The organism is Niveispirillum sp. KHB5.9 (assembly GCF_048066115.1).
Taxonomy (GTDB): domain Bacteria; phylum Pseudomonadota; class Alphaproteobacteria; order Azospirillales; family Azospirillaceae; genus Niveispirillum.
This window is the reverse complement of record NZ_JBLTYX010000038.1, coordinates 21245-30868: the sequence shown is the minus strand read 5'-3', so window position 1 is coordinate 30868 and position 9624 is coordinate 21245. Positions and strand designations below refer to the sequence as shown.

Genomic DNA, 9624 nt, shown 5'->3' with positions numbered 1-9624 from the left:
AAGCCGGCGGTGATTTCCAAATCCAGGATAATGAGAGCCTGCGTTTCCAAACTGCACATAACGCAAATTGGGGTGGCACCAAGTGGGAAGAGGTGGATGTCCAGATCAATCTCCGCCCGCTGGGCGATGGCCGTGCCGTCTATAGCGCGTTGAACCTGCGGTTCTGATTGTACGCCAGTATTGATCCGCCGCAAGGCTGCGGCGGATCAATACTGTTATGGTTGTGGTCTTTCCGGCCGGATACACTTGGTCGCCTTCGATTCAGGAGCTTTAAGATATGCGCCTTCCTTGTATCGGCATCCTCACCATCTCCGATCGTGCCAGTCAGGGCCACTATGAGGATAAGGGCGGCCCGGCGGTGGAGACCAGCTTGCGCGCCATTCTGGCGATGCCGTTTGAGGCGCTGCGGCGCTGCGTGCCCGATGAGCGGCCGGTGATCGAGGCAGCGTTGTCCAGCTTGTGTGACAATGACGGTTGCTGTCTGGTGGTTACCACTGGCGGCACGGGCCCCGCCCCGCGCGACGTGACACCGGAGGCCACGGAAGCGGTATGCGACCGGATGCTGCCAGGTTTTGGGGAGTTGATGCGGATGGAAAGCCTGAAACAGGTGCCCACCGCCATCCTGTCGCGCCAGACGGCAGGCCTGCGCGGTCGCTCGCTGATTGTCAATTTGCCTGGCAAGCCCTCTGCGATCGATCTGTGCCTGAAGGCCGTCTTTCCGGCGATCCCCTATTGCCTGGACCTGATCGGAGCCGCCCGGCTGGAAACTGATCCCGCAATCTGTCCGGCGTTTCGACCGGGAAAATAAAAATTATCCTATAGCCAGTTGTTTCAACAAAATAATGGTGAATATTATTATTGAAACGGACATTGTAAGTAAAAATCCATTAATGCTGACATTTGGCAATGCTATAGGGGCAGGCTGCTTATCGGCATCGCTTGGGTGTCATGCCGTAGACGCGGCGGAAAAGCCGGGCAAAGTGACTGGGATTTGCATAGCCGACCGTCAGGGAGGCTTCCGTCACCGATGCACCGTCCAGCAGCAACAGGCGTCCCTGTTCGACACGCATCGCCTGCAGGTCGGCATGGACGGGCTTGCCGAAGCGGGCGCGATAGCCCGCTTTCAGCCGCTTGTCGTTGAGGCCGGCCAAGCGGGCCAGTTCGGCAATCGTCCAGGGATGGGCAAGATCGCGGCGCATGGCCTGACGCACCCCGTCCAGGCGAGTTGTGTCGCGCATTGACGGCGCGGCACTCATCGCTGTCGGTGTGCCCGTGCGCATCAGGTCCAGCACCGTCTCGAACAGGGAAAGCGCCCGGCTCTCCACGCGGAGATCGGCCTGGGCACCGTCCAGCACGTCGCGGAACATTGTCTGCGCATCCGTCAGGATGGCACGCGGTGCCGGAGCGACACCCAGCCAGAGCCGGGCGTTGGAGGCATGGTGCAGCCTGTGTGTCGCATCGGCCTGCGTGAAGATGCCAAGCGCCCCCGTCCGCTCCAGGAAGGCCAACGACAGCCGCAGTTCCACCAGACGGAAAGACTCCCCCCCAACGGCGCGGGCCGTTCCCGTTACCGTCTCACGCGAAAGCGAGACATAGAGATGTCCGGCACGGTAGGGGGTGGGTGGCAGCGGTGTGTCGCCATTTGGATCTATCTGTCCCTCACCCGCGCCGGATAACAGCACGACAATGGCCAGACAGGGCTGTGTCGTGGCGGAAACCGGCGGTCGCCCGTTCACCTCCAGCTCATAGACCGACAGGTCGAAACCCGGGCGCACGGCTAGGCGCACGCCACGCCCGACAGGTCGCACAGCCCCCTGGAAATGCTGTTCCGGTCGCAACCCGACAGGCTCTGACACAAGGTCGCCAGCCTGGGCCAGGGGGCGCTGGGCGATATCCAGGCTGGAGTGGGGGAGATTTGGCGAAACGGACATAAGCGAATTATGTATGCGAATGAAAATCATAGTCAATTAAGTTCTGATCACATCGGTTCCGTCCCCGATCGCATTAGCGGAAGCCGGAACGACCCGACACTCTGCGCCCCGCCAATTCCTATCTGCCCGTTCGTCCGCAGGAGATGAGTTTGTCTGCCGTTCGTATTTTTGTCTTCATGGGCTTGACCAGCAGCTTAGCCCTGCTTGCCGGTCCCGTCCGATCCAGCGAGCCTGTTCCCGTGATGGAGGAAATCATCGTCACGGCGGGCAAACGGCCGCAGCTTCTTGCCAGCATTGACGGGCAGGTGGCTGTGGCCGCCGCCAACCGGCTGGACCCGCGCGGACTGCAGGGGGTGGAGCAATTGGACCGGCTGTTCACCGATCTGTCGATACGCGCCCGGTCCAGCCGCGTCTATGGCAATGTCACGATCCGTGGCCAATCCTCGGTCGATTTCTACAATCCTTCCGCCCAGCTTTACGTTGATGGATTGCCGCAGGATCAGGCGCTGTTCTTCCAGTCGCTGCCGGTCGGGCTGGACCGGGTGGAACTGCTCTATGGTCCCCAAGGCACGCTCTATGGGCGTGGTGCCGTTGGCGGGGTTATCAATGTCGCCACACGACGGCCTGACGGTGACGCGGCGGTGGAGGCGGTCGGCACCGTCACGGAACTGGGGGAGACGGGGCAGGCCCTGGTAACGCTGCCTGTCATCGCTGACACATTGCATGTTGACGGCCTGTTCGCTGCGCGGCGGGAGAAGGGCGAATTGTCGGGCTTGACCAGCGGCGGGGAACTGGGCGGGTCGAAGGGGGAAACCGGGCGGCTGCGTGTACGGTACGCGCCGGTGGGCGGGGTGGCGGATATCATGCTGTCCGCCCAGCGCAGCGTGGTACGATCCGACGAGGAATATTTCGTGCCGGAGGCCTTCCTTGATCAGCGCCGGGCGCTGGAGGTGCCATCCCATTACCGGTTGCAGACGGACAGTTTCGGGATCAATGCCGATTTTGATCTTGGCTTCGCCTCACTGACCGCCCTGACCGGCTATCAGGACCGTGATTTCGACCGCACCGTGTTCGGCAGCTATACGCCAGAGGTGCAACGGACCTTCAGTCAGGAACTGCGCCTTGCATCGAAAACCGAAGGGGCGGTCGATTATGTTGCCGGTCTTTACTACGAAGACCTGCGTTTCCGCCGCACGGTGCCGGCTTATGCGCTGGGATCGCGCCAGGATATCCGCACCCTGGCCGCCTTTGGTGAGTTGACCTGGCACGCCACGGACGCCATCGACGTGACCCCCGGCCTGCGCATTTCTAACGAGCGGACCAAGGCTGACACCTGGTTCGGTGCCACGGCGCTGAACAACCAGGATAAGGCGACCAGCCTGCTGCCCAAGCTTGCCCTTGGCTATCAGGCCAGCGAGGCACTGCATCTCTATGCCGTGTTCAGTACCGGCTTCAAGGCGGGTGGTTTCACCCGCGCCGTGACGCCGGCCACCATCGCCTACAGCTATGATCCGCAGCATAGTTACAATTACGAGGTCGGCGGACGCTTGCGCAGCGCCGACGGACGCTTTGAACTGGGGGCGGCGGCCTATTACCTTGTCAGCACAGATTTCCAGCTCTCCGTCGGGCCGGTCAGCGGCATGTATCTCCAGAATGTCGGCACGGCCAAAAGCAAGGGCATCAATCTGACCGCCCGCGCGGAGCCTGTGGACAGCCTGGTCCTGACCCTGGCGGGGGCGCTTAATGACAGTTGGTTCAGCCGCTATGACAATCCGGCCAATCCGGGGATTGACCTGTCAGGCAACAAGCTGCCCTACGCACCCTCAGCCACGGTGAATGCCAATCTGGAATATGGGTTCGACCTGCCGCTGGGCCGGTTCACCCCCCATGCCGGGGTCAGCCTGATTGGCAAAAGCTGGTTTGACGAGGCGAACAGCATCGGCCAGAGAGCCTATACGTTACTGGATGCGGGTTTCCGCTGGCAGGTGAGCCGGAATTTCACCCTTGATCTCTATGGCGACAACCTGTCCGACCGTCGCTTCGCCACCTATGCCTTCAATGCCGGCCCCGGCATTGGTAACGCCTATCAGTTGGGCAAGGGACGCGAGTTGGGTGTGCGGCTGCAGACAGGCTTCTGATCCGCCATGTCACCGCAAACCATTCGCCGCTGGTCGGTTCTGCATCGCTGGTCGTCACTGCTCTGCACCCTGTTCATGCTGCTTCTGTGCGTAACGGGCCTGCCACTGATCTTTCGGGAGGAGATTGACCAGGCATTGACAGGCACGGGAACGGTGGCGGCTGCCACCCCCGCACGGTCGTTGGAGGAGGTCGTTGCCACCGGTTCCACCCTGCAGCCTGACCGGGTTGTGCAGTTCATCGTCTGGGAACCGGAGACGCCCGGTCAGATCACCCTCTCCATGGCTGCCACGGCCACCGCCTATCCGTCGGATAACATCAGCGTCCTACTGGACGCGGCGACGGGTGAACCGGTGGCCGGGGGGGATGCCGGTATCATGGAACTGGTGTTGAAGCTGCACGGGCAATTGCTGCTGGGGCCGGCGGGGCCGCCGCTGCTGGGGCTGATCGCCATTGCTTTCCTGCTCTCCCTCCTGTCGGGCATCGTGCTTTATGCCCCTTTCATGCGGCGGCTGCCCTTCGGCGCGGTCCGGCGGGATCGCGGTGTCCAAGTGCGCCGGCTGGATTGGCACAACCTGCTGGGTATTGTCACCGCCGCCTGGTTGCTGGTCGTGGGCGGCACGGGCTGGATCAATGCCTGGGGTGGCTATATTTTCCAGATATGGCAGGTGACGGCCATGGCGCCGACCCCACCGGATGCGGTGATCCGCCCGCCGCTGGTGTCAGCGGGTGCCGCCTTGCAGACGGCGCTTGCGGCCCTGCCCGGCCATGCCCCCGCGATCATCGCCATGCCGGGGTCGCTGATGAGCGATCCCGGTCACTATGCGATTTATCTGCGCGGAGGCAGTGCCCTGGAAAGCCGGCTGATGCGGGCGGTTCTGGTGGATACGCAAAATGGGGTGGTGGCATCGGTGCCCGACATCCCCTGGTACATTACCGGGCTGTTGCTGTCACAGCCGCTACATTTTGGCGACTATGGCGGTCTGGCGCTGAAACTGCTGTGGGCGGTGCTGGATCTGGTGGCCATTGCCGTGTTGTGGACGGGGCTGCGGCTGTGGTGGCGGGGAAGGGGTGTTGCATGAAGGCGGTTCAGATATTCGCTTTTCCCGCCCTCTGCGCGGCCTTAACCCTGGCGGGGCTGGTTCTGGCGCTGGTCATGGATGGGGTCGGTGATGCGGCGGCCACCCTGCTGCTGCTGGTGCCGCCGCTCATCGCTGCCATCGCCAATTACCGGTTCCGCACCCCGACGAAGGGCCGAGAGGATGCCGGATCGTAACAGGCCCTGGCTGCGCCTGGCTGTCGGTATGATCTTGATGGGACTGTCCGGATAAGGGCATCGGCTCTGCGTGACGGCTTCACCAGCGCCAGCCCAATTCCGCACCGATGACCTGCGGTGCCCCCACCCCGGCATAATAGGTGCCATCATAGCCGAACAGAGAGTTGCTGTAGGCGCTGGTCGTATAATAATGGGTCTTGGTCAGGTTTTCCGCATAAAGCCGCAGTGTCCAGCGTTCGCTCTCCCAGCCGACCTGGGCATTGACCAGCCAATAGGCATCCTGAAAGGCGATATTGTCGCCATGCAGCGGTGTGCGTCCGGTGCCATTCACTTCCCCACGCAGGAACAGCCCCTGCCAAGGCCGCCAGCTTGCCGCCAGGGAGGCATCCCATTCCGGCACCAGCTTCACCTTGCGACCTTGAAGGTTGGCCCCTTTGGTGTATTCGCTGTCCACCAATCCGACAGAGGCCATCAGGTCCAGTTCCGGCGTTGGCCGCGCCGTCAGTTCCAGTTCCAGCCCCCGCGACCGGATGGCGGCGGCAGATGTGACCATGGTGGTGGAGACGATGCGGCCATTGGCGTCGTAGAGGATGGAATATTCCTGCCAATTATCGGCATCGGTATGGAACAGCGCACCGCCCAGCAGGGCCTTGCCATCCAGAAGGGTCGCCTTGGCCCCCATTTCATAGGTCCATAGCCGTTCCGATCCGTAGCGCGAATAGTCCCCGGCCACACCAAGCCCGGTAGCCGCCAGATTAAAGCCGCCGGGAATCCAGCCCTTGGCGACGGAGGCATAGAGCAGCCAATCGGCATCCGGCTTCCAGTCCAGGGAGACGCGGGGCAACAGGGCCGTGTGTGTATCCTGTAACTGTTCGGCCTGATAGGCGAGGGTGCCCAGCGGACCCAGGTTCAGGCTTCCGGCCTGCTGCCGTTTCTCCCGTTCTGCACGTTCATAGCGCAGGCCGCCCGTCAGCCGCAGGCCGCCGCCCAGGGAGGCTCCGGCCTGCCCGAACAGGGCGCTGTCGCGCGACCAGGTACTTTGCCGGGGTGCCCAACTGTAATCATCCAGATCGCCGGGGCCGATCAGGGTGGACAGGGCCTTGTCACGCCGATCACGGTAATGGTTCAGGCCGACCAGCCATTGCAGCCTAGCTCCATCCTCCGAGGCCAGCCGTGCCTCGAAATTCCAATAGGTCTCATCATCACGATGGCCCCCGGCAGCCCCCGGCATGGCGGTCAAATCCAGGTCGGTGCCCAAGGAGATATCTTTCACATCGCGCCAGGAAGCGCTGACATCCAGTACCGCGCCATCGAACAGGTGATTAAGGTTGGCACCCGCCAGATACTCATCCTCTCGCGTGTCTTTGGGGGCGTCATGCAGCAGGCTGTAGCGCCCGGCCTTGCGTCCGCTGTTGAAGGCGGCGCTGTAATTGGCGTCGTAACGGGAACGATCAATGGGCAGGAACTCCTGTTCGTAAAGGCCGGGTGCCCGCAGCAGGGAGGCGGAGGTGACAAAATCCACCTGTGTCCGGTCGCCCGGCGTCCAGCGCAGCTTGCCCTGCAGGAAGGTCTCGTGCACGTCACCCGGTTCCCCGATGGAGGAGGCGTCATTGCGTACGAAACTATCCGCATCTTCATGCGTGACAACGAAGGAACCGGTGAGGATGTCCGGGCTGAGGGGACCGGCCAGGGAAAGCCGGCCATTGAAGCCTTCGCCATTGGTGAAGCGGTAACCGCTGCCCGTTGCTTCCGCTTCCAACCTGTCGGAAGGGGTACGGGTGCGCACCACGATCAGCCCGGATTCCGTGTTGGCGCCATACAGCGTGCCCTGCGGGCCGCGCAGCACCTCGATCTGTTCGGCAAAGCCCAAGGCTTGGTCCGATGGCTGGCGATAGGGGATGCCATCAATATAGACGGCAGCGCGGTTGACGATGAACGGGTTGCTCTCAATCCCGCGGATGGTGATGTAGGTGCCGCCAACCTGTCCGATCTGATTGAACTTCACATTGGGCACATAATCATCAATTTGGCGCAGCGTTTCGATCCGGGCGTCATGAATGATGCTTTCTGTGATCACGGTCGCCGCTACTGGCGCGTCGGCCAGCCGCTGCATATGCCGTGATGCCGTCACCACGATTTCATCGACCACAGGATCGGCAATGGTCTGGCCCAGGGCGCTGAGGGGAAAAAGAGTGGTGGTACCCAGCATCAAGGATCCAACCAGCCGTATTCTGGACATCTCTGCCTCCAAATTGCGAATGATTCACAATTAGTGAGGCGCTCCCAGATCGGGCAACGGAGCCGTCATGCGCCAGCCGGCATATTATCTGCGGTGGCGGGCGGCCTGGGGCCTCATGCCGAATTGGCGCTGAAAGGCGTTGGAGAAATGGGACGGGGTATAGCCGACATGATAAGCGGCCTGCGCCACCCCCATGCCCTCTTGCAGCAGATGGGCGGCCACCTCCAGACGGCGCTTTGTCACATAAGTCGCGATGGACATGTCGAAGCGCAGGCGGAACGCATCGGTCAATGTGCGAACATTGGTGCCGACCATGCGTGCCAATTCGGCCAGCGAGGGCGGATTGCGCAATCGGTCTTCCAGCATGTCGCGGGCAGTATCGGCCTGGGTGGCCAAGCGTGGGGAAGGCTGCAGCCGCTCGTCTTTGCCGGACAGCCAGGTCCAGACCAGTGCTGTCAATTCCAATACCCGCGCCTGCGCCACCAGCGCGCGGGCACCATCCTGAAACCACGGGTCAATAGGGGCACAAAGCTGGGCAATTAAATGGGGTGGCGGTCTGTTGGTGGCGCGCAGGGGCGCACCGTGGCGGAGTATCGCCTGGATGTCGCCCAGGTGCGGAATTTCTGCGGCAGCATCGACCGGCAGGAAGAAGCCGCAGGATTTTGCCTCGCCCTCCATCATCCGGGTGGAGAAGGCTGGGGCATCGGCCGGGCAAAGCATGGCGGTCAGCCCCGGCCCCGCAAGATCGAACCCGCCCAGACCGCCCTGTGTGGAAAGGCGGGCGATGCCGCAGGAAAGGTGCAATCCGGCCGGCAGGGAGGGGTTGTAATGGACAGGCACCGTCTGAATTTGATGGGAGTGGTGGAAAGTACCGCCCATTGTCTCAGCAGTCTGCAAATACCCATCCAGACCGCCGGCCTGTGCAACGCGCCTGATGCTCTCGGTTCCCATTGTGATCGCACTGCCTTGCCGGTACGCCAATCCCGGCGCGTTGTGGTTTTATCGTTATTCAGGAATGGTGCTGCTGCCCCGTGCCCCTTCATGTCTGGCGGCAGCGGGATGGCTTCGTGCCCCGATAGCGCTGATAGGCAGCGCTGAATTTGCTGGGGTTTGTGTATCCAACTGCGGTTGCCGTTGCCGTCACGGACATGCCGTCGCGCAGCAGGGCTTCAGCCTGCGCCATTCTGGCATTTGTCAGGAACTGGTGCGGCGGCAGGCCGGTTGCGTCCCGGAAAGCCCGGCTGAAACTGGCGGGATCGCGCCCGACCAGGGCGGCCATTGCTGCCACACCCGCCCCTTCTTCCAGATGGGTTGCTATAAACTCTTTGACCTTTATGACCTGGGCAGCCGTCAGGGGCCTGTCGCGCCGCCGTGTGGGCGGATCGCCGGCCAACTCTCCCAAACGGCTGAAAACCCGCCCGATGCAATGATCGAAAAAGTCCCCGGAAAGTCCGTTCACCGCGCTTTCATGCCAAAGGGCGGTCATGATGGCGGTCAGCAAGGGATCGCGATGGATCCGCAACGCCGCCGATGACAGCAGGCGGCGGCTATCGGTAAGGTTCAGCCGTTCATCCAGCCCTTCCGGATCAATACCGATGGCGACCATCCGGCAGCGGTCCCACCGGACGGTTGCCCCTTCGTCCGGTGGGGAAAGGATCACCGATCCAGGCCGCAAGACACCGGACAGGGTTCCTTGGCGTGACTGGCGGCTGATCGGGGCGATGGAGCGGGTACACAGGCCCAGGCTGATATAGCCGGCGGGGGGCAGATCGCCAGCAAAGCGGGCATAATCCAGCACCGCCATGCGCACCCGCCCATCCGGTGCCATGGCAATCTGTTGCGGGATGACGCCCAGGGCGACGGCCCGCTGACGTAGCGCATCAAATTCCGCCTGAGCATCCATTTCCAGGTTCGCCTGTGTCGATTTCGACATGATTGGAGCAATTTCCCCAGGAGCGGAGTGGCGGGCATCGCCAGATGCGGTAAGGAAACAATGACTGCGAATTATTCGCAATATCGTATTTCGCGCTCGGGGTATGAGA

At 62.3% G+C, this 9624-nt stretch carries 8 protein-coding genes; 4 read left to right on the top strand and 4 right to left on the bottom strand.

Annotation, left to right across the window (positions count from 1 at the left end):
• The first annotated feature begins 277 nt into the window (after positions 1-277).
• Positions 278-808: a molybdopterin adenylyltransferase gene (gene mog / locus ACM9HJ_RS30090; RefSeq protein WP_416575498.1), complete on the top strand. Its 531-nt coding sequence runs from the start codon at positions 278-280 to the stop codon at positions 806-808.
• Positions 809-926: 118 nt separating this feature from the next.
• On the opposite strand, the gene ACM9HJ_RS30085 is transcribed toward mog, so the two are convergent.
• Positions 927-1931: a helix-turn-helix transcriptional regulator gene (locus ACM9HJ_RS30085; RefSeq protein WP_416575497.1), complete on the bottom strand. Its 1005-nt coding sequence runs from the start codon at positions 1929-1931 to the stop codon at positions 927-929.
• A gap of 242 nt (positions 1932-2173) precedes the next feature.
• Between ACM9HJ_RS30085 and ACM9HJ_RS30080 the strand changes: the two genes are divergently transcribed.
• Genes ACM9HJ_RS30080 through ACM9HJ_RS30070 form a run of 3 tightly spaced genes read left to right on the top strand, consistent with a single transcriptional unit; the run spans position 2174 to position 5343 of the window.
• A complete protein-coding gene (locus ACM9HJ_RS30080; protein ID WP_416575499.1) occupies positions 2174-4069 on the top strand; it encodes a TonB-dependent receptor in 1896 nt (631 codons plus the stop codon).
• A 6-nt stretch (positions 4070-4075) separates the two neighbouring features.
• On the top strand, positions 4076-5149 hold the full coding sequence (locus ACM9HJ_RS30075; RefSeq protein ID WP_416575496.1) for a PepSY-associated TM helix domain-containing protein: 1074 nt from the start codon (positions 4076-4078) through the stop codon (positions 5147-5149).
• Positions 5146-5343, top strand: a complete 198-nt coding sequence (locus tag ACM9HJ_RS30070; protein WP_416575495.1) for a hypothetical protein — start codon at positions 5146-5148, stop codon at positions 5341-5343. Before ACM9HJ_RS30075 ends, ACM9HJ_RS30070 begins: the two co-directional genes overlap by 4 nt.
• 79 nt (positions 5344-5422) lie before the next feature.
• Here the strand turns inward: ACM9HJ_RS30070 and ACM9HJ_RS30065 are convergent, their stop codons facing one another.
• The 3 genes from ACM9HJ_RS30065 to ACM9HJ_RS30055 all read right to left on the bottom strand — a co-directional run bounded on the left by ACM9HJ_RS30065 (position 5423) and on the right by ACM9HJ_RS30055 (position 9596).
• Positions 5423-7552 carry a TonB-dependent receptor gene (locus ACM9HJ_RS30065; RefSeq protein ID WP_416575494.1) on the bottom strand — a complete coding sequence of 710 codons (2130 nt, stop codon included), beginning with the start codon at positions 7550-7552 and terminating at the stop codon, positions 5423-5425.
• 114 nt (positions 7553-7666) lie between these two features.
• Entirely contained in the window at positions 7667-8533 is an 867-nt protein-coding gene (locus ACM9HJ_RS30060) for a helix-turn-helix domain-containing protein (RefSeq protein ID WP_416575493.1), read from the bottom strand.
• 88 nt (positions 8534-8621) lie between these two features.
• Positions 8622-9596, bottom strand: a complete 975-nt coding sequence (locus ACM9HJ_RS30055; protein ID WP_416575492.1) for a helix-turn-helix domain-containing protein — start codon at positions 9594-9596, stop codon at positions 8622-8624.
• Between the last annotated feature and the right edge of the window lie 28 nt (positions 9597-9624).

Excerpts from the sequence above, each read along its gene's own strand:
- mog (WP_416575498.1), top strand. The coding sequence starts at position 278 with ATGCGCCTTCCTTGTATCGGCATCCTCACCATCTCCGATCGTGCCAGT.
- ACM9HJ_RS30085 (WP_416575497.1), bottom strand. The coding sequence starts at position 1,931 with ATGTCCGTTTCGCCAAATCTCCCCCACTCCAGCCTGGATATCGCCCAG.
- ACM9HJ_RS30080 (WP_416575499.1), top strand. The coding sequence starts at position 2,174 with ATGGAGGAAATCATCGTCACGGCGGGCAAACGGCCGCAGCTTCTTGCC.
- ACM9HJ_RS30075 (WP_416575496.1), top strand. The coding sequence starts at position 4,076 with ATGTCACCGCAAACCATTCGCCGCTGGTCGGTTCTGCATCGCTGGTCG.
- ACM9HJ_RS30070 (WP_416575495.1), top strand. The coding sequence starts at position 5,146 with ATGAAGGCGGTTCAGATATTCGCTTTTCCCGCCCTCTGCGCGGCCTTA.
- ACM9HJ_RS30065 (WP_416575494.1), bottom strand. The coding sequence starts at position 7,552 with ATGCTGGGTACCACCACTCTTTTTCCCCTCAGCGCCCTGGGCCAGACC.
- ACM9HJ_RS30060 (WP_416575493.1), bottom strand. The coding sequence starts at position 8,533 with ATGGGAACCGAGAGCATCAGGCGCGTTGCACAGGCCGGCGGTCTGGAT.